Here is a 26,321-nt window from a genome sequence, read left to right as displayed (position 1 = left end):
ATGACTGAGGACGTCGTCACCGGACCGGTGCCCACCGGTGCGTCCTCGGCGAACCGTGTGCGCGCCCGGCTGGCCAGGTTCGGCAGCAAGGGCGGCCCGACCAACCCGGTCCTCGAGCCGCTGCTCCAGACCGTCCGAGCCACCCATCCCAAGGCTGACCTGACCGTCATCGAGCGGGCCTACGTCGTCGCCGAAGAGGCGCACCGGGGCCAGCAGCGCAAGTCCGGTGATGCCTACATCACGCACCCCCTCGCGGTGACCACGATCCTCGCGGAGCTGGGCATGACCCCGGCCACGCTGGCGGCCGCGCTGCTGCACGACACGGTCGAGGACACGGCATACAGCCTCACGCAGCTGGAGAAGGACTTCGGGCGCGAGGTAGCGGTGCTCGTCGACGGCGTAACCAAGCTCGACAAGGTGACCTACGGCGACGCAGCACAGGCCGAGACGGTTCGCAAGATGGTCGTGGCGATGGCGCGCGACATCAGGGTGCTGGTCATCAAGCTCGCCGACCGCCTGCACAACGCCCGCACCTGGCGTTACGTCTCGGTCGAGTCCGCCCAGCGCAAGGCCCGCGAGACGCTCGAGATCTATGCCCCGCTGGCCCACCGGCTCGGCATGAACACCATCAAGTGGGAGCTGGAGGACCTGTCCTTCGCGACGCTCTACCCCAAGGTCTACGACGAGATCGTGCGACTCGTGGCCGAGCGGGCACCGGCGCGCGAGGAGTTCCTCTCCGGGGTCCGGGAGCAGGTCAGCGAGGACCTCAAGGGCGCCAAGATCAAGGCAACGGTGACGGGCCGGCCGAAGCACTACTACTCCGTCTACCAGAAGATGATCGTGCGGGGCCGCGACTTCGAGGACATCTACGACCTCGTCGCCGTGCGGGTACTGGTCGACTCGGTCCGAGACTGCTACGCCGCGCTCGGTGCCCTGCATGCGCGCTGGAACCCCCTGCCGGGGCGGTTCAAGGACTACATCGCGATGCCGAAGTTCAACATGTACCAGTCGCTGCACACCACGGTGATCGGTCCTGAGGGCAAGGCCGTAGAGATCCAGATCCGCACCCACACGATGCACCGCCGCGCGGAGTACGGCGTCGCGGCCCACTGGAAGTACAAGGAGGACGGCACCGCTCCGACTCCCGGTGCCAAGGACGGCGAGACCGGCCCCATCAACGACATGGCGTGGCTGCGACAGCTGCTCGACTGGCAGAAGGAGACTGCCGACCCGGGGGAGTTCCTCGACTCGCTGCGCTTCGAGATCAACGCCCGTGAGGTCTACGTCTTCACGCCCAAGGGCGAAGTGGTGGCGCTGCCTGCCGGCGCGACGCCGGTGGACTTCGCCTACGCCGTGCACACCGAGGTCGGCCACCACTGCATCGGTGGCCGCGTCAACGGACGCCTCGTGCCATTGGAGTCGACGCTCGAGAACGGCGACGTCGTCGAGGTGCTCACCTCCAAGGCCGATGGGGCCGGCCCCTCGCGCGACTGGCTGACCTTCGTCAAGTCGCCCCGGGCCCGCAACAAGATCAAGCAGTGGTTCTCCAAGGAGCGCCGCGAGGAGGCCATCGAGACCGGCAAGGACGCGATCGCCCGCGCCATGCGCAAGGAGGGCCTCCCGCTCCAGCGCCTGCTCACGGTCGACACCCTGACCGGCCTCGCGTCCGAGCTGCGCTACCAGGACATCGATGCCCTGTATGCCGCGGTGGGCGAGGGGCACGTGTCCGCCCAGCACGTCGTGGGCCGGCTCGTGGTCTCGCTGGGTGGCGAGGAGGGCGCGTCCGAGGACCTCGCGGAGGCGACCACACCGACCCGCTCGATGCGGCGACGCTCCGGCGACCCCGGTGTCGTCGTGGTCGGCACGGCCGACGTCTGGGTCAAGCTCGCTCGCTGCTGCACCCCGGTGCCGGGGGACCCGATCATGGGGTTCATCACCCGTGGCAATGGTGTTTCCGTGCACCGCACCGACTGCACCAATGCGGAATCCCTTCTCTCCCAACCTGATCGGATGATCGAGGTCGAGTGGGCACCGTCGTCCGCGTCGGTCTTCCTGGTGCAGCTGCAGGTCGAGGCGCTGGACCGCAATCGGCTGCTTTCCGACGTGACACGGGTGCTGTCGGACCAGCACGTGAACATCCTGTCCGCGTCGGTGCAGACCTCACGCGACCGGGTGGCGATCAGCAAGTTCACCTTCGAGATGGGTGACCCCAGCCACCTGGAACACGTCATGAAGGCGGTCCGCAAGATCGACGGCGTCTTCGACGTCTACCGGATCACCGGCACCAAGGCCACGGCCGCGAAGGCGTAACCGAAGTCCGGGCCGTGGTCACCAGCCGCTCCGCGGCTGGGTTCGCCCTCGGGCCTACCATCCGCCCTCCGCTTCGCTCCGGGCTCCCGCCATGCCCTCCACGTCCCTCCGGGCGAACCCAGCCACGAACCGGCCTGCGCGGATGTCGCCCGTGTGTCCGTCAGCCGCCGAACTCGTCGACGTTGCCGCGAGCCTGCGCCAGCCACTGCTCCTGCGCCTCGAGCTTGGCCTGCGCGTCCTTGACCTTCTTCTCGTTGCCGGACGCCTGCGCCTTGGCGAGGTCGTCCTTGAGCGAGGAGACCGACGCCTCGAGCTGGTCGACCATGCTCTGGGCACGGGCTGCGACCTCAGGGTTGGACTGCTTCCACCGCTGGTCATCGGCGTCGCGGACGCCCTGCTCGAGGCGCCGCATCGCCTTCTCCATGCGGTCCACGTCGCCGCGGGGCACCTTGCCAGCCGCATCCCACTTGTCCTGGAGTGCTCGCAGCGCAGCCTTGGCCGTCTCGAGGTCCTTGACGGGCAGGATGTTCTGGGCGCCCTTGAGCAGCTCCTCCTTGACAGCAAGGTTGCCGCGGAACTCCTCGTCTTCCTTGGCCGCGATCTCGTCCTTGGCCGCGAAGAAGGCGTCCTGGGCGGCCTTGAAGCGTTCCCACAGCGCGTCGTCGTCGGACCGTGAGGCCCGTCCGGCCTGGCGCCACCGGTCCATCAGCCGCTTGAACGCGCCGGCCGTCTGACCCCAGTCGGTGCTGGCCGACAGCGTCTCGGCCTCCTTGACGAGCTCCTGCTTGGCAGCCTTGGCCTCGGCCTGGGTGCCTTCGAGCTGGGCGAAGTGGACACGGCGTGCCTTGTCGAAGGCGTTGCGAGCCTGGCTGAACCGCTGCCAGAGGGCGCCCTCGGTCTCACGGTCGAGACGGGCACCCTCGCGCTGGTGCTTCTTCCAGTCGTCCAGCAGCTCGCGCATCCGGGCGCCGCTGCTCTTCCACTGGACCTTGCTCTCTGGCTGGCCGGCGATCTTCTCGGCCTCGGCCACGATCGCCTCACGCTCGACGGCGGCGGCGACCCGCGCTGCGTTGCGTTCGGCCGTCTCGGTGGCCTTGCGCGCTGCGACCAGGCCCTCGATCTCGGTGACCTTGGCGTCCAGGCCGGCCAGGTCGCCGACGACGTTCGCCTCGGCACAGTGTTCGCGCAGCTTGGCCAGGCCCTCGGTGGCATCCTTGGCGGACAGGTCGGTGTTGACCAGCCGCTGGTGCAGGAGGTCGGCCGAGGCGTACAGCTCGTCGAACTTGCGGGCGAAGTAGTGCAGTGCCTCGTCGGCGGTGGCCCCGGGGTAGGCGCCGACCTCACGCTCACCCTCGGCGGTCCGGACGAACACCGAGCCGTCCTCACCCACTCGACCGAAGGTCTCCGACGGAGGCCCGGGCGGCGCAGCGACGGTCAGGGCGGCCGGCTGCGCATGCGCGACCTTGCGCACCGCGGCCGGCGTCGGCATCGGGCTCGGCTTCGGGACCGGTCGGGGGACCGGCTTGGGCGCTGGTGCCGCAGCGGGCGCCTCAGCGGGCGCCTCAGCGGGCGCCTCAGGTGCCGTCTCGGCAACGGGCTCGGGAGCTGCCTCGGGCTCAGACGCGGAGGGTGCAGCCTCAGCGGCGGGCTCGGGAGCTGCCTCAGGCTCCGGTCCAGCCTCTGCGGCTGGCTCGGGAGCTGCCTCAGGCTCCGGTGCAGCCTCTGCGGCTGGCTCGGGCGTGGCCTCGGGTTCCGGCGCGGTCTCCGCTTCAGCAGCGGCCGCAACCTCAGTTTCGGCAGCTGCGGGGGTTTCGGGCGGAGGAGTGGGTGCGTCGGCGTCGGTACTGGGCTCGGAGTCGGGCTCGGTGTCGGCCGGGGGCATCTGCTCGGTCACGGGTCAGGCCTTCTTCTCGGTCACAGCAACCTTGAGGATGCTGATGGGTGCAGCCGGGGCGCCATCGGTGGCGCCACCGCTCACACCTGCTGCGGCAATCTTCTCGACAATATCCATTCCACCGGTCACCGTGCCGAAGATGGAGTAGCCGCCACCGTCGGTCGGGAGCTTGCTGTCCTTGTAGACCACGAAGAACTGGTCCGCGTTGCTGTTCGGGTCGGTGGTGCGAGCCATCGCCAAGGTGCCCTTGGGGTAGGTGCCGTCCTTGGGGGCGTTCTCGATCCCGTAGGTGTACCCGGGGCCGGTGCCGGTGCCACCGAGCGGGTCGCCGCACTGGAGCACGAAGATGCCCTCCGTGGTGATGCGGTGGCAGGGGGAGTCGGCGAAGTAGTTGGCCTTGGCCAGCCCGACGAACGACGCAACGGTCTGAGGGGCCTTGGCGCCGTCGAGCTGCAGCGTGATGTCGCCACAGTTGGTCGTCACGACGGCGGTGAAGGTCTTGCCGGCCGCGGTGGCCTTGTCGGGCTTCGCGACCTTCGCTGCCGCGGACGGGGGAGCCGGGGGCGCGCTGCACCCTGCGACCGCGGGGGTAGTGGCGGAGGGCGTGGTCGCCTTTGGTGCGGCTGCGGGTGTCGTGTCGTTGTTCAACTTGGCGGTCAGGAAGACGAAGCCGGCGACCACGGCGAGCACCGCGATCACCACCACCGCCACCTGGCGGTTGCGTTGTGCCTCACGTTCCTTCTGGGCGCGCTTGGCATCGACCTTGACAGCGCGGCGGCGCGCAGCAGCGCGTTCTTGTTCCCTCGTCACGCGCGCCAGTCTAGGCAGGACCCGCTGTGGCTAGGCTGCCGCCCGTGCTCACCGTCGCATTTCCGGCCCTTGCCTTCGACACCAACTGTTACGTCCTTGCCCCTGCTGCGGGCGAAGAGTGCGTGGTGGTCGACCCCGGTGTGGGCGTGGTGGAGACGCTGCGTGCCGTGCTCGCCGAGCACCGGCTGCGCCCTGCCGCGGTACTGCTCACCCACGGACATGTCGACCACGTCTACTCGGTGACGCCGGTCTGCGGCGCCGACACCGCGGCATACATCCATGCGGACGACCGCTATCGGTTGATGGACCTGCTCGGCAACGTCAACCCCGCCCTGCTCGGCATGCTCGAGCAGCAGTTCGGCACCAAGGCGACCTGGACCGAACCCAGCACCGTCGTCGAGATCGGTGACCGGACCACCCTCGAGCTGGCCGGGCTCAGCTTCGAGGTGCTGCACGCGCCGGGTCACACGGAGGGCTCGGTCATGTTCGCGGTGGACGCGGTGCCGGACGGGATTGCCGACCAGGTCGACGTCGACCGCACCCTGCTCAGTGGCGACGTGCTGTTCGCCGGGTCGATCGGCCGCACGGACCTGCCCGGCGGCAGCTCGGCGGCGATGACCCGCTCGCTGCGCGACGTCGTCCTGCCCCTCCCGGACACCACCCTCGTGCTCCCGGGGCACTACGAGGCCACCACGATGGACCGGGAACGGGCGACCAACCCCCATTTGCAAGGATTGGCCCCGTGAAGATCACCCCGATCAGCGGTTTCCCCGAGTACCTCCCGGCCCAGCGGATCATCGAGCAGCACTTCCTCGACGTCATCCGCCAGACCTTCGAGCTGCACGGGTTCCCGTCGATCGAGACCCGCGCGGTCGAACCCGTGGACCGGCTGGTCGGCAAGGGCGGGGATGCCGACAAGGAGATCTACGGCGTCACCAGGCTGGCTGACCGGTCCGAGGGGCGCAGCGACTCCGACGCCGAGCTCGGACTGCACTTCGACCTCACCGTGCCGTTCGCTCGCTACGTCCTGGAGAACGCCGGCCACCTCGCCTTCCCGTTCCGCCGCCACCAGATCCAGAAGGTCTGGCGCGGCGAGCGGCCGCAGGAAGGTCGCTACCGCGAGTTCACCCAGGCCGACATCGACGTGGTCGACGTCGGCGAGCTCGCGCCGCACTTCGAGGCCGAGATGCCCCTGGTCATCGCCGAGGTGTTCCGCAAGCTGCCGGTCGGCCAGATGGTCATCCAGGTCAACAACCGCAAGATCCCCGAGGGGTTCTACCTCGGCATCGGCATCGAGGACGTCGCCGGGACCCTGCGGATCGTCGACAAGCTCGACAAGATCGGCCCGGCCAAGGTCAAGGACCTCCTCGTCGAGGCGGGCCGCAGCCCCGAGCAGGCCGACCAGTGCCTCGCCCTGGCCGCGATCCGCTCTGAGGACCTGTCCTTCGTCGACCAGGTGCGGGCGCTCGGTGTCGAGCACCCGACGCTCGACGAAGGCCTCGACGCGTTGGCCGCCGTCATCCAGGCCGGGATCGACAACGCGCCCGGCGCGCTCGTCGCCGACCTCAAGATCGCGCGCGGACTCGACTACTACACAGGCACCGTCTACGAGACCCAGCTCGTCGGGTTCGAGTCCTGGGGCTCGTTCTGCTCGGGGGGGCGCTACGACTCGCTCGCCTCCGACGGCAAGACCACGTACCCCGGTGTGGGCATCTCGATCGGCGTCTCGCGCCTGCTCGGCTTGCTCATCGGCAACGGCCTGCTCCGGTCCAGCCGGTCGACTCCCGCCTGCGTCCTCGTCGCCGTCAACGACGAGGAGACGCGCGCCGGCTCCACCCGGGTCGCGACCGAGCTGAGGGCACGCGGCATACCGTGCGAGGTGGCGCCCAAGCCCGCCAAGTTCGGCAAGCAGATCAGGTATGCCGAGCGGCGGGGGATCCCGTACGTCTGGTTCCCGGGGGCGGGCGAGCAGGGCGATCAGGTCAAGGACATCCGTTCCGGCGACCAGGTCGACGCGGACCCGACGGCGTGGGAACCTCCGACCCAGGACCTGCGCCCGCAGATCATCCGCGCGGAGAGCTGAGCACCCATGGACGCCACCCGACCGCTGACCGACACCCGCGCGAGCGGCGTGCAGCTGCACATCACCTCGCTGCCCGGCGGGCGGCTCGGGCAGCCGGCGCGCGACTTCGTGGACTGGCTCGTCGAGGCGGGACAGTCCGTGTGGCAGGTGCTGCCGGTCTCGATCCCCGACAAGCACCGGTCGCCCTACAAGTCACCGTCAGCCTTCGCCGCGTCGCCTGCGCTGCTGGAGGAGCCCGACGCGCCGGTCACCAAGCAGGAGATCGACGACTTTGCCGCACGAGAGGCCTACTGGGTCGAGTCGTGGACCTCGTTCGGGGGAGACCTCGCCGACCAGGTCCGGTTCGACCGTGAGTGGTCGGCGCTGCGCGCCTACGCCCACGACCGGGGCATCAAGATCCTCGGTGACGTCCCCATCTACGTCGCCCCCGATGCCGCCGACGAGCGCGCGTGGCCGCAGTTCTTCCGTACCGACGGCGTCTCTGGCTGCCCGCCCGACGCGTATGCCGCCACCGGCCAGCTCTGGGGCAACCCGCTCTACCGCTGGGACGTGCTGCGCGACGACGGCTACACCTGGTGGATCGAGCGGCTGCGGCGGACGTTCGCGCTGTTCGACCTCGTCCGGGTCGACCACTTCCGCGGGTTCGCGGCCTACTGGGCCATCCCGGCCGGTGACCAGACCGCCCTCAACGGCAAGTGGGAGCAGGGTCCGGGCCGGGAGGTCTTCGACGCCGCCCTGGCCGCCCTCGGCCCGCTGCCCGTCCTCGCGGAGGACCTCGGTGACATCGACCAGCCCGTCATCGACCTGCGCAAGGCACTCGGGTTCCCCGGCATGGCGGTCCTGCAGTTCGCCTTCGAGCCGGCCTACGAGTACAACGCCCACGACCCGGAGAACCACGAAGCCAACCAGGTCGTCTACACCGGCACCCACGACAACGACACGGTCTGCGGCTGGTGGTGGGACCTGCCCGACCACCGCAGGCAGCTGGCCCGGGAGGCCTGTCGGCAGACCGGGGTCGGCACCGACGTCGATGCAGAACCGTCGTGGGGCTTCATCGAGCTGGCCCTGCGAGGACCGTGCGGGCTGTCGATGATGCAGGCCCAGGACGTGCTCGCCCTCGGGTCGCAGGCCCGCATGAATGCACCGGGCGTCGAGGGTGGCTGGTCGTGGCAGATGGAGCCGGGCGCGCTGACGGCCGACCACGCCGCGCGGCTGCGCGCCCTGACCGAGGCCTCAGGCCGCGCTCTTCGCTGACACCGGCGGACGCAGCCCGGTGTCCTTCAGCTCGAGCAGCGCCAGCGACCGGATCGTCGCCTCGTCGCCACGCCGCCAGGCGCCAGTGGGGTCCGAGGAGATGGCGGCGAGCTTGCGCATCGGCTGCCCTGCCATCGCCCGCAGGGCGAACAGGTCGAGATCGGCCGCGTTGTCGATGAACCGTTGTGCGGCACTGGCGCGGCGCACGAACCGTCCGCGCAGCACCAGCCAGACCAGCCCGACGATGATGATCGGGACGAGGGCGGTGACCCAGCCCAAGATGTTGGCCAGCTTCGTCACCGCGTCGACGAGGTCGGTGCCGGCCTGCTCGATCGTCGTCCCCGCCCCGCTGACCTGCCGGAACGGCGCAGCGATCTTGTCGCCGACCAGCGGGACGTCACGCACCGAGTCGCCGGCACTGGTCATCTGGTCACGGAACCCCGAACCCGCCGTCTGGAGCTGGCGACCCGGGGCGGCGAGCTCCATCGTCGTGTCGTGGACCAGTCGTCCCACCCAGGCCCACAGGGAGACCCAGACGAGGATTCCCACGTCGGCGAGGATCTGGACGGTGCGGCGGCCCGGCAGGTCTGCATAGAGCTTCATGCCGCCTAGACTCCCATCCGTGCCACCCTCGAGCGCGGTCGAGCGCGCGGCCCGCGGCTGGCTGAACCACCTCGACGTGGAGCGCGGCGTCGCCGCCAACACGCTCAAGTCCTACCGGCGCGACCTGGCCCGCTATGCGGCATACCTTGCTGCGAAAGGGGTCAACGACCCCGCATCGATCACCGAGGCGCACGTGAGCGACTTCCTCGCCACGCTGCGCGAAGGGACCACCGACCACCCGCCGCTGGCCGCTTCGTCGGCGGCGCGGACGCTCGTAGCGGTCCGCGGCTTCCACCGGTTCCTGGTCCTCGAGGGCGACCTGCCGACCGACCCGGCCTCGGCAGTCAGCCCGCCCCAGCCACCCGCGCGCCTGCCCAAGGCGATCAGCATCGAGGACGTCGAACGCCTGCTGGAGGCTGCCAGCCTGGGAGACACGCCTGCGGCGCTGCGCGACCGGGCCCTGCTCGAGGTGCTCTACGGCACCGGCGCGCGCATCTCCGAGGCGGTGGGCCTCGACGTCGACGACATCGACACCGAGGAGGGGGTGGTCCGGCTGTTCGGCAAGGGCAGCAAGGAGCGCATCGTCCCCCTCGGCTCGTATGCCGCGCAGGCCATCGGCGCGTACCTCGTCCGGGGACGCCCCACCTTTGCGGTGAAGGGCAAGGGGACGCCCGCGGTGTTCCTCAACCAGCGGGGGAGTCGGCTGTCGCGACAGTCGGCCTGGTCGGTCATGCGGGCCGCGGCCGAGCGGGCTGACCTGGGCGGGCACCTGTCCCCGCACACCCTGCGGCACTCGTTCGCCACCCACCTGCTCGACGGTGGCGCCGATGTCCGGGTTGTCCAGGAGCTGCTGGGACACGCCTCGGTGACCACGACGCAGATCTACACCCTGGTCACGGTGCAGCGACTGCGTGAGGTGTACGCACAGAGTCACCCCCGTGCCCGCTGATAGGGTCGTGCCGATCAGCGCGAGGCTGACCGACGAACGCAAACTCACCGGGAGTGAAACGCCTGTGGAATCTGAGGTGACCACCCAGGAGCAGTCGCCGCCCACCCAGTTGGGCGCCACCTCCGAGTCGGCCCCCAACGGCGATGGTCGTGACCACGCCCACCTTCCCGGCACCGAGTCCGCCGGTGCTGGGCAGCTCGGTCCGACGGGACGCCCGATGCCGGTCTTCCCCGACCCGCCGCCGCTGGCCGCCCACGGCCCGGCCCGGATCATCGCCATGTGCAACCAGAAGGGTGGCGTCGGCAAGACGACGACGACCATCAACCTCGGTGCCGCCCTGGCCGAGGTCGGCCGTCGCGTGCTGCTCGTCGACTTCGACCCACAGGGTGCGCTCTCCGTGGGCCTCGGCGTCCGCGCCAACGAGCTCGACGTGACCATCTACAACCTGCTGGTCGAGCGCGGTCACGACGTCCGCGACGTCATCCAGCCCACGGCGACCGAGAACCTCGACGTCATCCCGGCCAACATCGACCTGTCCGCCGCTGAGGTCCAGCTGGTCGGTGAGGTCGCCCGCGAACAGATCCTCGCGCGTGTGCTGCGACCGGTGATGGACGACTACGACGTCATCATGATCGACTGCCAGCCCTCGCTCGGGCTGCTCACCGTCAACGCCCTGACTGCGGCGCACGGCGTGGTGATCCCGCTCGAGTGCGAGTTCTTCGCCATGCGTGGTGTCGCCCTGCTCGTCGAGACGATCGACAAGATCACCGACCGGCTCAACCCGCGCCTGCAGGTCGACGGCATCCTCGCGACGATGTACGACTCGCGCACCCTGCACAGCAAGGAGGTCGTGCGCAGCGTCGTCGACCACTTCGGCGACCAGGTCTTCCACACGGTGATCAGCCGCACGGTGAAGTTCCCCGACGCGACCCTGGCTGCCGAGCCGATCACGACCTACGCGTCGACGCACGCCTCCGCGGCGGCATACCGGCAACTCGCCCGAGAGCTGATCGCCCGTGGTGGGGCGGCCTGACCAGGTGAGTCAGGAGGTCATCGCCACTGCCCCGGGAGGCGCGGTGCAACCCGACGACGCCCTCGACCGGGCCGACGTCTCGAGGCCCGCCGATGTCTCGGTGCCGGCCGACGCGCCAGTGACGCGTGAGTCGGACCAGTCGGCCCTGACGCCCGGTGGGGTGATCACGCGCCGCGGGGGTTCGACGCCGTTCGAGGTGCACCTGGACAACTTCTCCGGGCCTTTCGACCTGCTCCTCGGCCTGATCAGCAAGCACAAGCTCGACATCACCGAGATCGCCCTCGCCAAGGTCACCGACGAGTTCATCGCCCACATCAAGGCGGCCCAGTCCTCCGACACGGAGTGGGACCTGGGCCAGGCCTCCGAGTTCCTGCTGATCGCCGCGACCCTGCTCGACATCAAGTCCGCCCGGCTGCTCCCGCAGACCGGCCCGCAGGACGAGGAGGACCTCGCCCTCATCGAGGCGCGCGACCTGCTCTTTGCTCGGTTGCTGCAGTACCGCGCGTTCAAGGACATCGCCTTCACGTTCGGGGAGCGGATGGCCACAGCCGGCCGGATGACGCCGCGGCAGGCCGGGCTCGAGCCCCAGTTCGCCAGGCTCCTGCCCGAGCTGATCATGGGCATCACGCCCGAGCAGCTGGCCATGATCGCCGCCCGCGCGATGGTGCCCAAGATCGCGCCGAGCGTCGGCATGGACCACCTGCACGCCCCCCAGGTCAGCGTGCGCGAGCAGGCCGGCATCCTCGGGGCCAGGCTGCGCGCCGAACGGGTCTGCTCGTTCCGGGCGCTGGTCGCCGACGCCGACTCGACGCTGGTCATCGTGGCCCGGTTCCTCGCCCTGCTCGAGCTGTTCCGCGAGGCGGCGATCGCCTTCGAGCAGGCCGAGGCACTGGGTGAGCTGACCGTCCGCTGGACCGGCGACGACGAGGGCGAGATCGAGGTCAGTGACGAGTTCGACGAGTTCGACCACGACACCGACATGACTGACGAGGACGCAACCGATGGGAAGGCCGACGATGAGTGAGCTGGAGGTCGTGCCCGACCGCGAGCCCAACAGCAACGAGTCCGAGCTCGAGCGTGACGACGGCATCGAGGCCCCTGCAGACGGTGCGGCCGACGAGCAGTTCGCCTTCGACGTCAACGACTTCCCCGGGGGCGCCCGAAGCGCCATCGAGGCCGTGCTGATGGTCGTCGACGAGCCGATCACCGAGATCTCGCTGGCCTCGGCGCTCGAGCTGCCCGTGGACGACGTCCGTGGGCACCTCACCGAGCTCGAGGCGGAGTATGCCGCGCAGCAGCGTGGCTTCACCCTGCGGTCCGTGGCGGGCGGCTGGCGGATCTACAGTCGGTCCGACTACGCGCCGGTCGTCGAGAAGTTCCTGCTCGACGGGCAGCAGGCCAAGCTGACGCAGGCATCATTGGAGACGTTGGCGGTCATCGCCTACCGCCAGCCCATCTCGCGGTCGCGGGTGAGCGCGGTCCGCGGCGTCAACGTCGACGGCGTGGTCCGCACCCTGCTGAACCGTGGGCTCATCGAGGAGCTCGGCGCCGACGGCGACGGCGGCGCCTTCCTCTACGGCACGACCGACTACTTCCTCCAACGCCTCGGCCTCGGCAGCATCGACGAGCTGCCTGCCCTGGCGCCCTACCTCCCCGAAGTCGACGTGCTCGACGAGATCGCAGAACAAGGACGCGGATGACACCCCCACGCAGCAGAGGCCCAGCAGGATCCGGCTCAGACCGACCCGGAGGTGGTCGCCCGCGCTCCGGTGGTCAGGGCGGCTCCCGTGGCGGGCAGGGCGGCGGTCGGACCGGCGCCCCCCGAGGAGGGGGCCCGAACGCCTCCGAGGGCGGCCGTCCCGAGCGACCGCAGCGCGGCAGCTCCGGCACGACCAAGAAGAGCCAGCCGACCCGGGTTCCCCAGGAACGCGCCACTCCCGACATCGACATGCACGACCCCGACGGGATCCGGCTGCAGAAGCTCCTCGCCGCCGCCGGCGTCGGGTCGCGACGGGTCTGCGAGAACCTCATCACGGCCGGCCGGGTCGAGGTGGACGGAGTCATCGTCAACGAGCTCGGGGTCCGCATCCGTCCTGACCAGACGGTCCACGTGGACGGGGTCAAGGTGCAGCTCGACGAGAGCCGCGTCTACTTCGCCTTCAACAAGCCGCTGGGCGTCGTCACCACGATGAACGACGAGCTCGGGCGGATCAGCATCGGCGACTACGTCGGTGACCGCAACGAGCGGCTGTTCCACGTCGGGCGGCTCGACGCCGACACCGAGGGCCTGCTGATCCTCACCAACGACGGCGAGCTCGCCCACCGCCTGCAGCATCCGCAGTACGGCGTGCTCAAGACCTACCTCGCCCAGATCCGCGGCCCGGTGCCGCGCGACATCGGCAAGCAGCTCCGCGAGGGCGTCCAGCTCGAGGACGGACCGGCGTCGGTCGACTCGTTCAAGGTGGTCGACTCCCAGCCGGGCAAGGCCCTGGTCGAGGTGATCCTGCACGAAGGTCGCAAGCACATCGTGCGTCGGCTGCTCGACGCGGTCGGTCACCCCGTGCTCAGCCTCGTGCGGGTGCAGGTCGGACCGATCTACCTCGGCGACACCAAGCCGGGCAAGATGCGCAAGCTCAACAAGGCCGAGGTCGGCCAGCTGTACTCCGCAGCTGGAATGTGAGCGCAGCCAAGCGCGGGCGTCGGTAGCCTTCCCGACGTGACCACCAGCGTCCGCATCGTCGGCACCGGCCTCATCGGCACCAGCCTGGGCATCGCCCTGACCCGTGCCGGGTATGCCGTCGTGCTCGCCGACCCTTCACCCACCGCGGTCGCCCTGGCCCGTGACCTGGGCGCGGGTTCGGTTGCGGACCAAGCGGATCCGGCACCGGATGTCGTCGTGGTGGCTGCTCCGCCGGACGTAGCCGGTGCCGTGGTCGCCGACGAGCTCACCGCGTGGCCCGACGCCGTCGTCACGGACGTGGCATCGGTCAAGGTCGCGGTGCTCGAGGACGTGCGCCGCCGCGGCGCAGACCTGACCCGGTATGCCGGGTCGCACCCGATGGCGGGCCGCGAACGTTCCGGTGCGGTGGCCGCCCGAGGTGACCTGTTCGACGGGCGCGCCTGGGTGGTCGTCCCGAACGACCAGTCGTCCGACGCTGCCATCGCAGCAGTCAAGGACATCGCAATCGCCGCAGGGGGCACCGTCTCGACGATGAGCCCGGCCGAGCACGACGCCGCCGTCGCTGTCGTCTCCCACGTGCCCCAGCTGGCGTCGTCGCTCGTCGCTGGACGGCTGCGTGACCTCACCGATCCCGCAGTGGCCCTGTCTGGGCAAGGGATTCGCGACGTCACGAGGGTGGCCGCCAGCGACCCTCAGCTGTGGACCCAGATCCTGGCCGGTAACGCCGCGGCTGTACGCGAGGTCCTCGCCCACGTGCACACCGAGCTGACCGAGGTCATCGGTGCGCTCGACGTCCTGGCGGACGGCGACGGCGTCGGTGCCCGTGAGGTGCTCGCCCGGATCGTTGCCCAGGGCAACGCCGGCCACGCGCGGATCCCGGGCAAGCACGGTGCTGCGCCCACGGCATACAGCGTCGTCGTGGTGCTCGTGCCCGACCAGCCCGGCGAGCTCGCCCGGCTCCTGCACGACGTCGGCGACGCCGGCGTCAACCTCGAGGACCTGCACCTCGAGCACGGCATGGGGCAGCCGTTCGGGCTGGCCGAGATCTCGGTGCTGCCCGCGGTCGCGGAGCGGCTCGGCGAGGAGCTGTCCACGCGTGGTTGGCGACTGCACGGCTGACGCCACCAGCGAATAGGCTCATCGGCCATGAGCAGCAAGCACCTCGTCGTAGCAGTCGACGGCCCCTCAGGCTCGGGCAAGTCCAGCGTCTCGCGCGCTGCCGCCAAGGCCCTGGGTGTCGGCTACCTCGACACCGGGGCGATGTACCGCGCGGTCACCTGGTGGTGCCTGGAGGAGGGCATCGACCTCACCGACCAGGAGGCCGTCGCCCAGGCGACCCGCGACATCCCGCTGGAGATGGGCACCGACCCGGCCAGCCCGAGCGTGCACGTGGGCGGTCGGGAGATCGAGGACGACATCCGCACGACCCGCGTGAGCGAGGCCGTGTCGAAGGTCGCCACCAACACCTTGGTGCGTCCACTGCTGCAGCAGCTCCAGCGTGACCTGATCGACCAGGTCGCCACCGAGACCGGGGGAGTCGTGGCCGAGGGGCGCGACATCACGACCGTGGTCGCCCCTGACGCCGACGTGCGCATCCTGCTGACGGCCAGCGTCGAGGCGCGGTTGCGACGACGCTCGAAGGAGCTGCACGGGCACGCCGCCGAGCACGCGGTCGAGGCGACCCGCGACCAGATCGTGCGTCGTGACGCCGACGACTCGACGGTCTCGGACTTCATGGAGGCTGCCGAGGGCGTGACGTTGGTCGACACCTCCGACCTCGACTTCGAGCAGAGCGTCGACGCCCTGCTCGACGTGGTGCGGAGCGAGGCGCCGGACAAGGTCCCTGCGTGAGCGATGCCGGGCACCGCTCCGGGCCACGGGCCCAGGCCGGCTCGGGTCGACGGGCGTTGGCAGCGGTTGGTCCGCCGCCGTCGTGGCGGGTGCGGATCAACATGGTCGTCGGGCGGGCGCTGTTCGGTGTGCTCTACCGCGTCACCGTCGTCGGGCGCGGCAGGGTGCCCAAGGTCGGCCCGGTCGTGTTCGTGGCCAACCACGCAGGCTTCCTCGATGGTCCGATGCTGCCCGCCCTGGCGCCGCGACCAACGTCCGTCCTCGTCAAACGGGAGATGTTCAAGGGACCGTTGGGTGCGTTCCTGACCTTCATCGGCCACATCCCCGTCACCCGGAACTCCAGTGACCGCCAGGCACGGACGGCCGCCGTGGCCATCCTGCAGGCCGGAGGAGCGGTCGGCATCTTCCCCGAGGGGACCCGTGGGCGCGGGGACGTCGCAACCGTCCAGCAGGGCGCCGCCTGGCTGGCGCAGCAGGGTCAGGCCCAGGTCGTGCCGGTGGCCTTCCTCGGCACTCGGGCCACCGGCGCCACCAAGGGCTCGCTCCCGCGACCGGGCGCCCGGATGGTCGTCGAGTTCGGGGAGCCGATCGAGCTGCCGCTGGACCCCCACCTGACCGGTCGCCAGCGCCTGGCGGCAGCCAGTGGGACGCTGCGCGAGGCCCTCGCCACGCACGTCCGGGAATCCGAGCAGCGCCACCAGGTGTTCCTCCCTGCGGACGATGGCCGCCAGGGTGCAGACGCCGAGGCATGAGGCCGCTGTCCTGACCGGTCGCAAAAGTGCGCGACAATGTAGGGCGGCCACGCGGCATACCTGCTCGCGGTCCGGCCCCCACGAACAACGCAAGGAAACCACGAAGTGAGCGAGAACCTGACCGACGACTCCGCCGTCGAGCGCGCCCTGCGCGTCGGACTGGAGGAGTTCGACCTCAGCGAGGAGGACCGCTCCCTCGTCGACGGCGAGTACGACGAGGACGGCTATGCCATCGTCGACGGCCCCCTGCCCGTCGTCGCTGTGGTGGGCCGCCCGAACGTCGGCAAGTCCACCCTCGTCAACCGCATCCTCGGCCGCCGCGAGGCTGTCGTCGAGGACGTTCCCGGAGTGACCCGCGACCGCGTGGCCTACGACGGCGAGTGGACCGGTCGCCGGTTCACCCTCGTCGACACCGGCGGCTGGGAGATCGACGCCACCGGCATCCACCTGCGCGTCGCCGAGCAGGCCGAGGTGGCCGTGGACCTCGCCGACGTCGTCATGTTCGTCGTGGACGCCACGGTCGGCGCCACCGACGACGACGAGGCCGTCGTCAAATTGCTTCGCCGCTCCGGCAAGCCGGTCATCCTGGTCGCCAACAAGGTGGACGACCAGCGCACCGAGGCCGACGCCGCGGCCCTCTGGAACCTCGGCCTCGGCCAGCCCTGGCCCGTCTCTGCCCTGCATGGTCGGGGGAGTGGCGACGTCCTCGATGCCGTCCTCGACGTGCTGCCGACCATCTCGGCCAACGCCGACGCCTACCAGCGAGGCGGCCCGCGTCGGGTTGCCCTGGTCGGGCGCCCCAACGTCGGCAAGTCCTCGCTGCTCAACAAGCTGGCCGGTGAGGACCGCGTCGTCGTGGACCAGGTCGCCGGCACCACGCGTGACCCCGTCGACGAGTTCATCGAGCTCGGCGGCAAGACCTGGCGCTTCGTCGACACGGCCGGCATCCGCCGTCGGGTGCACCAGGCGCGTGGGGCCGACTTCTACGCCTCGCTGCGCACCCAGACGGCCCTCGAGAAGGCTGAGGTCGCCGTCGTCCTCATCGACGCCGAGCAGTCCATCGCCGAGCAGGACGTCCGCGTCGTGCAGCACGTGATCGACGCCGGCCGCGCGCTCGTCGTGGCGTACAACAAGTGGGACCTGCTCGACGAGGAGCGTCGCCACTACCTCGAGCGCGAGATCGAGCGTGAGCTCGTCCAGGTGCCGTGGGCGCCGCGCGTCAACATCTCGGCCAAGACCGGTCGCTCGGTCGAGAAGCTCGTGCCGGCGCTGGAGCGGGCCCTCGAGTCGTGGGACTTCCGCGTGCCGACGGGTCGGCTCAACGCCTTCTTCGGCGAGATCGTGGCCGCCCACCCGCACCCGGTGCGTGGCGGCAAGCAGCCCCGCATCCTCTTCGCGACCCAGGCCTCGACCCGCCCGCCGCGGTTCGTGATCTTCGCGTCCGGCTTCATCGAGGCCGGCTACCGCCGCTTCCTCGAGCGTCGCCTGCGCGAGGAGTTCGGCTTCGAAGGAACCCCGATCGAGGTGTCCGTCCGCGTGCGCGAGAAGCGCAAGCGCAAGTAGCCGGCGGCACGGCATACCGATTTCAAGCGGAGGTATGCCGTGCGCTAAGGTTTCGTTCGCTCCCGCGGTCCTGCTTCGGCTGGATTTTGCGTGGGCAAGCCACGGGCTGTGGCGCAGCTTGGTAGCGCACTTGACTGGGGGTCAAGGGGTCGCAGGTTCAAATCCTGTCAGCCCGACTAACGGGGTCCGACTTGTCCACACACTTCGGACCCCGTTTTCATGCCCGCAGAACACCACCTCTGCCTCCTGGGGATCGCAACCCGTCGGAGGCGCTCCTACCAACCGCGCTCACACTCGGACTCCTGGGCCTTGCCGTCCTCCCGCAGGGCACTGGCCGGTTCCTCACCCGGCGAGGGGCCAGGTCCCTCTGGAAGGCCAACCCGTCTTTGGCCCTGCCGGTGGAGTCCTCGCTGAGCGCAGACGGGCTGCGTTTCCAGAACGCGTCGAGCGAGACCCGCCACGACTGGTCTGCCTTCTCGGGCTGGATCGAGTCCGAGAGCGTGATCGTGTTGTGCCTCAGCAACTTCAAGGGGGCCTTCCTCACCCTGCCCACGCGGGCGATCACCGGTGCTGACGTTCACCAACGCCTGCGCGCCCTCCTGATCGAACACCTCGGGCCAGCCTTGGTCACGCGTGGCCAGGTCAGGTCGCAGCAGCTGCACCACAAGGCCAGCGCCTGAACAAGGTGACGCGGTCCAGTACCGGCGGGCGCGCCCCTCAACCAGTGGCGCTGGCGCCGGATCTCGCTCGTGATGCTGGGCCTCGGCCTGGTCAACCTGGTCGGGTTCCGGCCTACGGGTACGGGCGGCACTTCAGCTTCGGCTGACCGGCGCACGAGGCGAGGGGGATGACGAGGCGGCTACGGTCAGGCCCATGAGGGCGGCCGTCTACACCGAGTACGGAGGACCGGACGTCGTCCACGTGATCGACGTCGAGGCACCCCGACCCGGACCGCACGACCTGCTGGTCCGGATCCACGCAACGACCGTGAACCGCACCGACTGCGCCTTCCGCGCCGGAGCACCGACGTTCGCACGGATCTTCTACGGGATCCGCGGCCCGAAGGCGAAGGTCCTCGGGTGCGAGTTCGCCGGGACCGTCGTGGGGACGGGTGCATCGGTCACGGCGTTTGCCGTGGGAGACACGGTGTTCGGCTACGTCGAGGGTCCGTTCGGCGCCCGTGCGGAGCTGTTGGCGCTGCCGGAGAGTGGTTCGGTCGCGCGGATCCCGCCGAACCTCACGTTCGAGCAGGCCGCCGTCGGCACCGAGGGTTCGCACTACGCACTGGGCATGATCAGGGCAGCCCGGGTGCAGGCCGGCGACGCGGTGCTGGTGAACGGTGCGACGGGAGCGATCGGCTCCGCCGGGGTGCAGCTGTTGCACGCGATGGGTGCGGTCGTGACCGCCGTCTGCTTCGGGGAGCACGTCGACCTCGTGCGGGGGCTGGGCGCGGACCGCGTCATCGACTGCACCGCAGCGGATTTCACGCGCGACACAGCCCGCTACGACGTCGTCTTCGACGCTGTCGGCAAGAGCACCTTCACGGCGGCGAGGCGAGTCCTGTCGCCGCACGGCATCTACATCTCCTCCGAGCTCGGTCCGCGGCTGCAGAACCCCCCCGCCGTGCTCTCATCGCCCCGTCCAGCCGCGGCCAACGGGTGCTCTTCCCCATCCCCACCCACAACCAAGCCATGGTCGAGGAGCTGGCGGCGCTGATGGAGTCCGGCGCCTTCCGGCCCCTCGTCGACCGGACCTATCCCTTGGCCGAGATCGCCGAAGCCCATCGGTATGCCGGTAGTGGCCAGAAGGTCGGCAATGTCGTCGTCAGCGTGACGACCGGCTCGCCGTCAGGCGCCGGGGACAGTGGCGGACACGCACCAGGATGACGCGTCAATGGTGAAGGCGCCCTCCGGAACTCTCCGGCGGCAGGCCTCCTTGAGCATCTTCAGCCGGGTCTCATCGAGTCCGGCGACGTACTGCCCGGCGGGCCCCACCCCCATCGTGTAGGGCTCCCACCACTGCTCGAACGAGTCGAACGGGACGTGGACCGTGAGGGTCGTCTCCTCGAGCGAGCCCAGCCCAGCGGCGACGAACAGCCTGGCCAGGTCGCCTTCCTTGACTCCCGCGAAGTCGCCTTCGCCCTCTGCCTGGGGATCGACGTCGCGCACCACGCCCCAGAACAACGACAGCGGGCCGGCACTCGACGCGTGGTGCCACACGGCCGCCGCGACGACACCCCCGGGCCGGGTCACCCGGGTCATCTCCCGCAGCCCTTGTACGGGGTCCCGCATGAAGTGCACGACCAGCTGGGCCAGCGCCGCGTCGAAGGAGTCGTCGTCGAAGCCGAGCGACTCGGCGGTGCCTGTGCTGACGTCCACGCCGGGGAAGCGCTCCTGCGCCGCGGCCACGAACGGCTCGGACGGGTCGATCGCACTGACGCCATCCTCGCCGAGCAGTGCCACGAGTCGGGCCGTGAGCGCGCCGGGCCCGCACCCGACATCCAACGCCCGCCGGCCGGGCACGAGGCCAGCGACCTCGACGAACTGGTCGGCCAAGGGTTCGGAGAACCGCCCCATGAAGCTGCCATAAGCCTGAGCCGGCACCTGGAAACTCATGCCTCGACTGTATGCCGCCGAGCGGCTTTCGGCCCGGCGTTCTAGCGACAGGGTGGTGCAGGACTCGGGTCGGCCCTGAGCGTGAAGCTCTCCCCGTGACCTGCCCAGTCCGTGAACACCACGGAGTCGTCGCTGATTCGCAGTCGGCCGTCCTGCCAGGGGTTGTCCCAGCCCCTGGGCGGGTTGACCCCGTCCTCGTCGGTGAGCGAACCGCCCACACGCTCGTACCACCGACCTTCGTGGACAAGACCAGTGATCCCACAGTGGGTCATCAGCCGGTAGGGCTCGCCGCGCGGGGTCGTCACCAGGAAGATCGCTGCGCACAGCACGACGATGGCGGCGAGCAACGCCCCACCGATCAGCCTTCGTCGACCGCGTCCGACTTCCGTGGCCGCGGCGGTCACTCCGGGGCCACGTGCTCGGTCACCCAGTCCACCAGCGGCCGGATGCCCCGCCAGTAGCTCCGAACGTGTTGCAGCGCAGCTGGTTTCGACAGCCAGGCCGGAGTACCAACTCTGTTGATCGCCATGATCTCCTTGCGCCGCAACAGATCCAGCCGCGGGTGGTCGATGTCGAACCCCTTGGGACGCGTCTTCAGGGCGGCACCTTCGAGGTCGAAACCAGCCCTCCCCAGCGCGGCCACGATGCGCTCGAACTCGACGCCGGAGCCCGCCGCGGCGATGGCCCGGCGGAACGACTCCGTCTGGACGGGGGAGTGCGTGCGGAAACCGCCACCGACCGCGAGCCCGTCGCCACTGATCTGGACGTAGTAGCCCACCCCGGCGGTCTGACCGACGATCGCACCCTGGTGGGTCTTGTACGGCGACTTGTCCGCGCTGAAGCGGATGTCGCGGTTGGGCCGGAACAGCTTGGCCGGGCCGAACTCGTCCTCGAGCTCCTCGACGAGGGCGAGCATCGGCTCACGCACCTCGCGCTCCCACCGCGCCTTGTTGGCCGCCCACAGCTCCTTGGTGTTGTTGTCCTCCAGCTCCTGGTAGAAGCTCACGCCCCACGCCGGGAAGCCCCCGAACGCCCCACTGTTCGCCATGACCGACACTCTCGCACGCGGCATACTCGGGCGCATGAAGTTCACGGCGCAGGTCCAGCAGGCAGGCAGGACGGCCACCGGCATCGAGGTCCCTCCAGAGGTCGTCGAAGGACTCGCGGGCGGCAAGCGTCCCAAGGTGAGCGTGACGATCAACGGCAAGACCTACCGCAACAGCGTGGCCGTCATGGGTGGCAAGTTCATGGTCGGCGTCAGCGCCGAGAACCGCGCTCTCACCGGTGTCGCCGCTGGCGACGTCGTCGAGGTGACCCTGGAGCTCGACACCGCCCCGCGCGAGGTCGAGGTGCCGGACGACTTCGCCGCCGCACTGGAGGTCGCCCCGGATGCCAAGGCGGTATTCGCGCGGCAGTCCTACAGCCACCAGCGGGCCCACGTGGACGCCATCAACGCGGCCAAGGCTCCCGAGACGCGACGGCGACGCATCGACAAGGCCGTCGAGATGCTGCAGGGACAGGCCTAGACCGCCGCGGCGATCCGCCTGACTGCCTCCCGCAAGATCTCGGGGGACGTCCCGAAGTTCAGCCGCGCGTGCTCCTTGCCGCCCTGGCCGAAACCCGGTCCCGGGTGCAACGCCACGTGGGCTCGCTCGCGCAGCACCGCGGCGGGATCCGGCCCGAGCCCGAGCCCGCTGAAGTCGAGCCACGCCAAGAAGGTTCCCGCCGGCACGCGATAGCCCACCCCGGGCAGCTGGTCGGCCAGGAGGGTGCCGAGCAGGCGACGGTTCTCGTCGAGCCCGGCGAGCAGGGCATCCAGCCAGTACCCGCCCTCGAGGTAGGCCGCGCGGTGGGCGATCACACCGACGTGGCTCGCACCGTGGGAGACCTCCTCGGGCATCCTTGCGAGGTCGGCGACCGCGTCAGGTCCCGGCACCGCCATGGCGGCCTTCAGCCCGGCGAGGTTGAACGCCTTCGACGCCGACATCAGCGAGATGGCCCTCGACCCGGCCGGCAGCGAGGCCACCGACGTGAACCTCGCGCCGGCAGGGACGACCGGCGCGTGGATCTCGTCGGCCACGACCCGCACGTCGAAGGAGGCGGCCAGCTCCAGCGCGGCCGTCAGCTCGTCCGGTGTGTGCACGGTGCCGGTCGGGTTCTGCGGGTTGCACATCAGGTATGCCGCGCGGCCTCCACCGCGCGTGGCCTCCGCGAGGCCCTGCTCGAGTGACGCCAGGTCGATCCGGCCCAGGACGTCCAGTGGGGCCTCGACGACCCGACGGTCGAGGTGGGTCACGAAGTCGAAGAACGGCGGGTAGACGGGGGAGTTGACCACGACGGCGTCGCCCGGGTCGGTCAGCAGCTTGAGCACCTCGACGACGCCGAGCATCACGTCGGGGACGATCGCCATCGTGGTCGGGTCCGGCTTCCACGACCAGCGCTCGTCGGCGAACGCTGAGAGGGCCTCCGCGTAGTCGGCGGCCCACGGGTAACCGGTGTCGCCGCGTGTCATCGCGTCAGCCACCGCGCGCTGGATCGGTTCGGCAGGAACGACGTCCATCTCGGCGACCCAGAGCGGGAGGATGTCGGGGTCGTAGAGCCGCCACTTGACGCTGCGCCGCTCACGCAGGCGGTCCAGGCCAGGACCGAGGAGCGGGTTGTCCACCAACGGGTTGCCCATGCCTGCGAACTCTACGACGGGCTGGCCGTTAGGCTGCCTGCGTGCCAGCACAAGGAGATCGGGGGAGGCTCGTCAGCGAGCCCGCCGTCTCCGACCGTGTGCTCACCCTGCCCAATGCGCTGTCGATGCTGCGACTGGTCGGGGTGCCCATCTTCCTCTGGGCGATCCTGGCCGAGCACGACGTCATCGCCCTCGTCACCCTCATGCTGTCCGGCCTCAGTGACTACCTCGACGGCAAGATCGCGCGCCGGTTCGGGCTGGAGTCCCGTCTGGGTCAGCTGCTCGACCCCTTCGCCGACCGGCTCTACATCGCGACCACGCTGCTCGGCCTGGCCCTGCGAGACATCATCCCGTGGTGGCTGGTGGTCCTCCTGGTGGGCCGCGAGGTGCTGTTGGCCGCGGTGCTGTGGTGGATCAGGCGCTACGGCCAGGTCGGCCTGCCGGTCCACTTCGTCGGCAAGGCGGCCACCTTCAACCTGCTCTACGCGTTCCCGTTGCTGCTCCTGGGCGACGGCACCAGCACCTTCGCGGAGTGGGCGCTGCCGATCGGCTGGGCCTTCGCGTGGTGGGGCACCGTTCTCTACTGGATCGCCGGGGTCATGTACATCGTGCAGGCCCGGCAGGTGGTGGCCGCCCACACGGTGCCGGCGCAATGACCACCGGACCCACGTCGCACCGCGACGAGACACCACCCGTCACGACCCCGGGACGACGCCCCGACGAGTCGATGACGCTGCTCACCTCCATGATGGAGCGCCCGCTCGACCCCGGGTATGCCGCGGCGGCGGCCGAGCGCGAAGCCGCCGGGCTGCCACCGAGCACGGGGACCAGCACCCCGACCGTCCTCGTCGCGGCAGTCGTGATCGGGCTGCTACTCACATTGGGTGCCGTGGCGCTGCGCACGCCCTCCTCGTCGGCCATCAAGGCCAAGGCCAACCTGGTCAGCCAGATCGAGACCCGCCGTTCCGCCGTCGAGAAGCAGAGCACCCAACTGCGGGCCATGCAGAGCGAGGTGGACAAGCTGCAGGCCCTGGCCCTCGGACAGGACGAGACCTCCCTCCAGACCCGCCTCGCCGCCCTGACCCTCGCGTCGGGCGCCGAGCCGGTCAGGGGCCCCGGGATCAAGGTCGTGCTCGACAACGCCCCCGGGAGTGACGGCACCAGCGCGGACGGGAACCCGCGCACCGACGCGCAGAAGGATGACGGCACGGTCTTCTCCAAGGACCTGCAGGTCGTCGTCAACGGCCTCTGGGAGGCGGGGGCCGAAGCGATCTCGGTCAACGGCCAACGGCTGACCTCCACCTCGGCCATCCGGTTCGCGGGGGAAGCGATCCTGGTCAACTACCGCCCGCTGGCCCGGCCCTACACGATCAGCGTCCTCGGCGACCCTGAGGACCTCCAGGTGGAGTTCGCGGGCAATGACGGTGGCGCCTACGCGCGCGCCCTCAAGGACAACTACGGCATCCGTGTTTCCATAGACGCGGCCGACAGCCTGACCCTGCCGGCGGCCACCTCGCTCACCGTGCGCGAGGCGACCGTGCCCAAGCCCAAGAGCGGTGCGCCGGCGGCGACCAGCACTTCCACACCCACCTCGTCCACCTCGTCCACCTCGTCCACGTCGGAGAGTTCACCGTGATACCCCTGCTCGGCCTGATCGGCGGCGTGCTGGTGGGACTCCTCTGGGGTCCTGATGTTCCGGTGGCGCTGCAGCCCTACCTGCCGATCGCCGTGATCGCGGCCCTCGACGCGGTCTTCGGGGCGGTACGCGCCGTCCTCGACGGGATCTTCAACGACAAGGTGTTCGTCGTGTCGTTCCTCGCCAACGTGGTGGTGGCTGCGTTCATCGTCTTCCTGGGGGACCAGCTGGGTGTGGGCTCGCAGCTGAGCACCGGTGTCGTCGTCGTCCTCGGGGTGCGGATCTTCTCCAACGTCGCGTCGATCCGAAGGCACCTGTTCAAGGCATGAACACCGACCGCCCGGACCCGACCGGCTCATCGTGGGGGACCCTGCTCCGCATGGCCCGGCCACGCGCGACGCGGGCCAACGCGTTCGCCGCGCTGCTCGCGATCGTGCTCGGGTTCGCCATCGCCACCCAGGTGCAGCAGACCAACCAGAGCGGTCTGGAGCAGCTGCGTGAGGACGAGCTGGTCCGCATCCTCGACGACGTCAGCCAGGAGCAGGACCGACTGGCGTCGGACACACGAGAGCTCGAGACGAGTCGCGACAAGCTGATCTCCGGAGTCGACTCCAGCTCCGAGGCGCTGAAGTCCGCGCAGGAGCGCCTCGACACCCTGGGCATCCTCACCGGCACGTCGCCGGCCACCGGTCCCGGCATCGTCATCACCATCAACGACCGGGACCACAAGATCACCGCCGCCAGGCTCCTCGACGCACTGCAGGAGCTGCGTGATGCCGGGGCCGAGGCAGTCCAGATCGGTGACGTGCGCGTGGTCGCCGACACCTGGTTCGCCGATGTGGACGGTGCGATCCAGATCGGCGGGGAGCGGGTCTCCGAGCCCTACGTCATCAAGGCGATCGGGGACAGCGCGACGATGGCCTCGGCGATGGAGATCCCGGGAGGGGTCTCGGAGACCGTTCGGGGAGACGGCGCGCAGGCCTCCGTGCGACAGACCAACGAGGTCGCCATCACCGCATTGCACAGTCTGAGCGAGCCTCGTTACGCTCGGCCCGTCCCGGCGCCGTCACCGTGAGCAGCGCCAGGCTGACGCGTCGGCACCGCAGTCGTCGACCGGTCCGTCCCACCACCATCCACCGAGGAGCATCATGAGCGAGCTGGAGTACCCCCAGGAGCTGCGTTACACGGCCGAGCACGAGTGGGTGCGGTCTGGCGACGACGGCACGGTGCGGATCGGGATCACCTCGTTCGCCCAGGACTCCCTCGGTGACGTGGTCTACGTCAGCCTCCCGACGGTGGGCGACACGGTCGCCGCGGGCGACGCGTGCGGGGAGGTCGAGTCGACCAAGTCCGTCAGCGACCTCTACGCCCCGCTGGCCGGTGAGGTGACCGCCGTCAACGGCTCACTCGACGCCACTCCCGAGCTGGTCAACAGCGACCCCTATGGTGAGGGCTGGATGTACGAGCTGCGCCCGTCCGACGACGCAGCCGTCGGCGCGCTGCTCGACCCGGCGGCATACCAGGCCCTGCTCGGCTGACCGTGCGGCGCGCGTTCGCACATTACGCTGCGGGCGACACCGGCGTCCCCTAGGGTTTGTGCTTTGCTAG

General features: G+C 70.0%; 29 protein-coding genes and 1 tRNA gene. 23 read left to right on the top strand and 7 right to left on the bottom strand.

Going from position 1 to position 26,321, the window contains the following annotated elements; genetic code table 11:
- Positions 1–2,310: a RelA/SpoT family protein gene (locus EAH86_RS06585; protein WP_140737941.1), complete on the top strand. Its 2,310-nt coding sequence runs from the start codon at positions 1–3 to the stop codon at positions 2,308–2,310.
- Positions 2,311–2,470: 160 nt separating this feature from the next.
- Here EAH86_RS06585 and EAH86_RS06580 read toward each other — a convergent pair whose 3' ends face one another.
- Both EAH86_RS06580 and EAH86_RS06575 read right to left on the bottom strand, forming a co-directional pair.
- The gene (locus EAH86_RS06580) at positions 2,471–4,204 is read right to left on the bottom strand and encodes a DUF349 domain-containing protein (RefSeq protein WP_241668237.1); all 1,734 of its coding nucleotides are present in this window, start codon (positions 4,202–4,204) and stop codon (positions 2,471–2,473) included.
- Between the two features lie 3 nt (positions 4,205–4,207).
- The gene (locus EAH86_RS06575) at positions 4,208–5,014 is read right to left on the bottom strand and encodes a peptidylprolyl isomerase (RefSeq protein WP_140737938.1); all 807 of its coding nucleotides are present in this window, start codon (positions 5,012–5,014) and stop codon (positions 4,208–4,210) included.
- A gap of 44 nt (positions 5,015–5,058) precedes the next feature.
- Here EAH86_RS06575 and EAH86_RS06570 point away from each other — a divergent pair, with 44 nt between their 5' ends.
- The 3 genes from EAH86_RS06570 to EAH86_RS06560 are packed head-to-tail and all read left to right on the top strand — an operon-like array spanning position 5,059 to position 8,351.
- Entirely contained in the window at positions 5,059–5,760 is a 702-nt protein-coding gene (locus tag EAH86_RS06570) for an MBL fold metallo-hydrolase (RefSeq protein WP_140737935.1), read from the top strand.
- Positions 5,757–7,097: a histidine--tRNA ligase gene (hisS, locus tag EAH86_RS06565; protein ID WP_140737932.1), complete on the top strand. Its 1,341-nt coding sequence runs from the start codon at positions 5,757–5,759 to the stop codon at positions 7,095–7,097. The genes EAH86_RS06570 and hisS overlap by 4 nt, the downstream gene beginning before the upstream one ends.
- A gap of 6 nt (positions 7,098–7,103) precedes the next feature.
- Complete coding sequence (locus EAH86_RS06560) at positions 7,104–8,351, top strand: 4-alpha-glucanotransferase (RefSeq protein WP_206665755.1); 1,248 nt, start codon at positions 7,104–7,106, stop codon at positions 8,349–8,351.
- On the opposite strand, the gene EAH86_RS06555 is transcribed toward EAH86_RS06560, so the two are convergent.
- The gene (locus EAH86_RS06555) at positions 8,331–8,954 is read right to left on the bottom strand and encodes a hypothetical protein (RefSeq protein ID WP_140737929.1); all 624 of its coding nucleotides are present in this window, start codon (positions 8,952–8,954) and stop codon (positions 8,331–8,333) included. The two genes, EAH86_RS06560 and EAH86_RS06555, sit on opposite strands and share 21 nt — an antisense overlap.
- Here EAH86_RS06555 and xerD point away from each other — a divergent pair.
- From xerD to EAH86_RS20915, 13 genes are all read left to right on the top strand, one after another.
- A complete protein-coding gene (xerD, locus tag EAH86_RS06550) occupies positions 8,953–9,903 on the top strand; it encodes a site-specific tyrosine recombinase XerD (RefSeq protein ID WP_140737925.1) in 951 nt (316 codons plus the stop codon). The two genes, EAH86_RS06555 and xerD, sit on opposite strands and share 2 nt — an antisense overlap.
- Positions 9,904–9,979: 76 nt before the next feature.
- Positions 9,980–10,936, top strand: coding sequence for a ParA family protein (locus tag EAH86_RS06545; protein WP_425325216.1), 957 nt, complete (start codon positions 9,980–9,982; stop codon positions 10,934–10,936).
- A 118-nt stretch (positions 10,937–11,054) separates the two neighbouring features.
- Positions 11,055–11,960: a segregation and condensation protein A gene (locus EAH86_RS06540; RefSeq protein WP_241668280.1), complete on the top strand. Its 906-nt coding sequence runs from the start codon at positions 11,055–11,057 to the stop codon at positions 11,958–11,960.
- The gene (gene scpB, locus EAH86_RS06535) at positions 11,953–12,636 is read left to right on the top strand and encodes an SMC-Scp complex subunit ScpB (RefSeq protein WP_140737922.1); all 684 of its coding nucleotides are present in this window, start codon (positions 11,953–11,955) and stop codon (positions 12,634–12,636) included. Before EAH86_RS06540 ends, scpB begins: the two co-directional genes overlap by 8 nt.
- A complete protein-coding gene (locus EAH86_RS06530) occupies positions 12,633–13,616 on the top strand; it encodes a pseudouridine synthase (RefSeq protein ID WP_140737919.1) in 984 nt (327 codons plus the stop codon). The genes scpB and EAH86_RS06530 overlap by 4 nt, the downstream gene beginning before the upstream one ends.
- A gap of 36 nt (positions 13,617–13,652) precedes the next feature.
- The gene (locus EAH86_RS06525; protein WP_140737916.1) at positions 13,653–14,735 is read left to right on the top strand and encodes a prephenate dehydrogenase; all 1,083 of its coding nucleotides are present in this window, start codon (positions 13,653–13,655) and stop codon (positions 14,733–14,735) included.
- A gap of 27 nt (positions 14,736–14,762) precedes the next feature.
- Positions 14,763–15,467 (top strand): (d)CMP kinase, encoded by a 705-nt coding sequence (cmk, locus tag EAH86_RS06520; protein WP_140737913.1) that lies wholly within the window; start codon positions 14,763–14,765, stop codon positions 15,465–15,467.
- Entirely contained in the window at positions 15,464–16,219 is a 756-nt protein-coding gene (locus EAH86_RS06515; RefSeq protein WP_241668236.1) for a lysophospholipid acyltransferase family protein, read from the top strand. Before cmk ends, EAH86_RS06515 begins: the two co-directional genes overlap by 4 nt.
- A 105-nt stretch (positions 16,220–16,324) precedes the next feature.
- Positions 16,325–17,782 (top strand): ribosome biogenesis GTPase Der, encoded by a 1,458-nt coding sequence (der, locus tag EAH86_RS06510; protein WP_140737910.1) that lies wholly within the window; start codon positions 16,325–16,327, stop codon positions 17,780–17,782.
- Between the two features lie 102 nt (positions 17,783–17,884).
- Positions 17,885–17,958 (top strand) — tRNA-Pro (locus EAH86_RS06505).
- 222 nt (positions 17,959–18,180) lie between these two features.
- Positions 18,181–18,462 carry a YcxB family protein gene (locus EAH86_RS20180; protein WP_161988581.1) on the top strand — a complete coding sequence of 94 codons (282 nt, stop codon included), beginning with the start codon at positions 18,181–18,183 and terminating at the stop codon, positions 18,460–18,462.
- A gap of 193 nt (positions 18,463–18,655) precedes the next feature.
- Positions 18,656–19,498, top strand: coding sequence for an NAD(P)-dependent alcohol dehydrogenase (locus EAH86_RS06495; protein WP_206665754.1), 843 nt, complete (start codon positions 18,656–18,658; stop codon positions 19,496–19,498).
- A complete protein-coding gene (locus EAH86_RS20915) occupies positions 19,474–19,668 on the top strand; it encodes a zinc-binding dehydrogenase (RefSeq protein ID WP_277752321.1) in 195 nt (64 codons plus the stop codon). Before EAH86_RS06495 ends, EAH86_RS20915 begins: the two co-directional genes overlap by 25 nt.
- Here the strand turns inward: EAH86_RS20915 and EAH86_RS06490 are convergent.
- The 3 genes from EAH86_RS06490 to EAH86_RS06480 are packed head-to-tail and all read right to left on the bottom strand — an operon-like array spanning position 19,630 to position 21,445.
- Positions 19,630–20,397 (bottom strand): class I SAM-dependent methyltransferase, encoded by a 768-nt coding sequence (locus EAH86_RS06490; RefSeq protein ID WP_140737904.1) that lies wholly within the window; start codon positions 20,395–20,397, stop codon positions 19,630–19,632. The genes EAH86_RS20915 and EAH86_RS06490 overlap by 39 nt on opposite strands.
- 41 nt (positions 20,398–20,438) lie before the next feature.
- Positions 20,439–20,801, bottom strand: coding sequence for a hypothetical protein (locus EAH86_RS06485; RefSeq protein WP_140737901.1), 363 nt, complete (start codon positions 20,799–20,801; stop codon positions 20,439–20,441).
- Positions 20,798–21,445 carry a DUF2461 domain-containing protein gene (locus EAH86_RS06480; protein ID WP_140737898.1) on the bottom strand — a complete coding sequence of 216 codons (648 nt, stop codon included), beginning with the start codon at positions 21,443–21,445 and terminating at the stop codon, positions 20,798–20,800. The genes EAH86_RS06485 and EAH86_RS06480 overlap by 4 nt, the downstream gene beginning before the upstream one ends.
- Between EAH86_RS06480 and EAH86_RS06475 the strand changes: the two genes are divergently transcribed.
- Positions 21,444–21,923, top strand: a complete 480-nt coding sequence (locus EAH86_RS06475) for a YdeI/OmpD-associated family protein (RefSeq protein WP_338325231.1) — start codon at positions 21,444–21,446, stop codon at positions 21,921–21,923. The two genes, EAH86_RS06480 and EAH86_RS06475, sit on opposite strands and share 2 nt — an antisense overlap.
- On the opposite strand, the gene EAH86_RS06470 is transcribed toward EAH86_RS06475, so the two are convergent.
- Positions 21,920–23,077, bottom strand: coding sequence for a MalY/PatB family protein (locus tag EAH86_RS06470; RefSeq protein WP_140737895.1), 1,158 nt, complete (start codon positions 23,075–23,077; stop codon positions 21,920–21,922). The two genes, EAH86_RS06475 and EAH86_RS06470, sit on opposite strands and share 4 nt — an antisense overlap.
- Positions 23,078–23,118: 41 nt before the next feature.
- Between EAH86_RS06470 and EAH86_RS06465 the strand changes: the two genes are divergently transcribed.
- From EAH86_RS06465 to gcvH, 5 genes are all read left to right on the top strand, one after another.
- Entirely contained in the window at positions 23,119–23,733 is a 615-nt protein-coding gene (locus tag EAH86_RS06465; RefSeq protein ID WP_241668235.1) for a CDP-alcohol phosphatidyltransferase family protein, read from the top strand.
- The gene (locus tag EAH86_RS06460; RefSeq protein ID WP_140737892.1) at positions 23,730–24,713 is read left to right on the top strand and encodes a DUF881 domain-containing protein; all 984 of its coding nucleotides are present in this window, start codon (positions 23,730–23,732) and stop codon (positions 24,711–24,713) included. The genes EAH86_RS06465 and EAH86_RS06460 overlap by 4 nt, the downstream gene beginning before the upstream one ends.
- The gene (locus EAH86_RS06455; protein ID WP_056920954.1) at positions 24,710–25,042 is read left to right on the top strand and encodes a small basic family protein; all 333 of its coding nucleotides are present in this window, start codon (positions 24,710–24,712) and stop codon (positions 25,040–25,042) included. The genes EAH86_RS06460 and EAH86_RS06455 overlap by 4 nt, the downstream gene beginning before the upstream one ends.
- 50 nt (positions 25,043–25,092) lie before the next feature.
- Positions 25,093–25,788 carry a DUF881 domain-containing protein gene (locus tag EAH86_RS06450; RefSeq protein WP_241668234.1) on the top strand — a complete coding sequence of 232 codons (696 nt, stop codon included), beginning with the start codon at positions 25,093–25,095 and terminating at the stop codon, positions 25,786–25,788.
- Positions 25,789–25,861: 73 nt separating this feature from the next.
- Complete coding sequence (gene gcvH / locus EAH86_RS06445) at positions 25,862–26,251, top strand: glycine cleavage system protein GcvH (protein ID WP_140737886.1); 390 nt, start codon at positions 25,862–25,864, stop codon at positions 26,249–26,251.
- The last annotated feature ends 70 nt before the right edge of the window (positions 26,252–26,321 follow it).

This window comes from Pedococcus bigeumensis, from assembly GCF_006438965.1.
Classification (GTDB): domain Bacteria; phylum Actinomycetota; class Actinomycetes; order Actinomycetales; family Dermatophilaceae; genus Pedococcus; species Pedococcus bigeumensis_A.
The sequence above is the reverse complement of the archived record's forward strand: the minus strand, read 5'-3'. Positions and strand labels throughout refer to the sequence as shown.

Excerpts from the sequence above, each read along its gene's own strand:
- EAH86_RS06560 (WP_206665755.1), top strand. The coding sequence starts at position 7,104 with ATGGACGCCACCCGACCGCTGACCGACACCCGCGCGAGCGGCGTGCAG.
- EAH86_RS20915 (WP_277752321.1), top strand. The coding sequence starts at position 19,474 with ATGGTCGAGGAGCTGGCGGCGCTGATGGAGTCCGGCGCCTTCCGGCCC.
- EAH86_RS06530 (WP_140737919.1), top strand. The coding sequence starts at position 12,633 with ATGACACCCCCACGCAGCAGAGGCCCAGCAGGATCCGGCTCAGACCGA.
- EAH86_RS06460 (WP_140737892.1), top strand. The coding sequence starts at position 23,730 with ATGACCACCGGACCCACGTCGCACCGCGACGAGACACCACCCGTCACG.
- cmk (WP_140737913.1), top strand. The coding sequence starts at position 14,763 with ATGAGCAGCAAGCACCTCGTCGTAGCAGTCGACGGCCCCTCAGGCTCG.
- EAH86_RS06585 (WP_140737941.1), top strand. The coding sequence starts at position 1 with ATGACTGAGGACGTCGTCACCGGACCGGTGCCCACCGGTGCGTCCTCG.
- scpB (WP_140737922.1), top strand. The coding sequence starts at position 11,953 with ATGAGTGAGCTGGAGGTCGTGCCCGACCGCGAGCCCAACAGCAACGAG.
- gcvH (WP_140737886.1), top strand. The coding sequence starts at position 25,862 with ATGAGCGAGCTGGAGTACCCCCAGGAGCTGCGTTACACGGCCGAGCAC.
- EAH86_RS06480 (WP_140737898.1), bottom strand. The coding sequence starts at position 21,445 with ATGGCGAACAGTGGGGCGTTCGGGGGCTTCCCGGCGTGGGGCGTGAGC.
- EAH86_RS06470 (WP_140737895.1), bottom strand. The coding sequence starts at position 23,077 with ATGGGCAACCCGTTGGTGGACAACCCGCTCCTCGGTCCTGGCCTGGAC.
- EAH86_RS06475 (WP_338325231.1), top strand. The coding sequence starts at position 21,444 with ATGACCGACACTCTCGCACGCGGCATACTCGGGCGCATGAAGTTCACG.
- EAH86_RS06555 (WP_140737929.1), bottom strand. The coding sequence starts at position 8,954 with ATGAAGCTCTATGCAGACCTGCCGGGCCGCCGCACCGTCCAGATCCTC.
- EAH86_RS06495 (WP_206665754.1), top strand. The coding sequence starts at position 18,656 with ATGAGGGCGGCCGTCTACACCGAGTACGGAGGACCGGACGTCGTCCAC.
- xerD (WP_140737925.1), top strand. The coding sequence starts at position 8,953 with ATGCCGCCTAGACTCCCATCCGTGCCACCCTCGAGCGCGGTCGAGCGC.
- EAH86_RS06450 (WP_241668234.1), top strand. The coding sequence starts at position 25,093 with ATGGCCCGGCCACGCGCGACGCGGGCCAACGCGTTCGCCGCGCTGCTC.
- EAH86_RS06490 (WP_140737904.1), bottom strand. The coding sequence starts at position 20,397 with ATGAGTTTCCAGGTGCCGGCTCAGGCTTATGGCAGCTTCATGGGGCGG.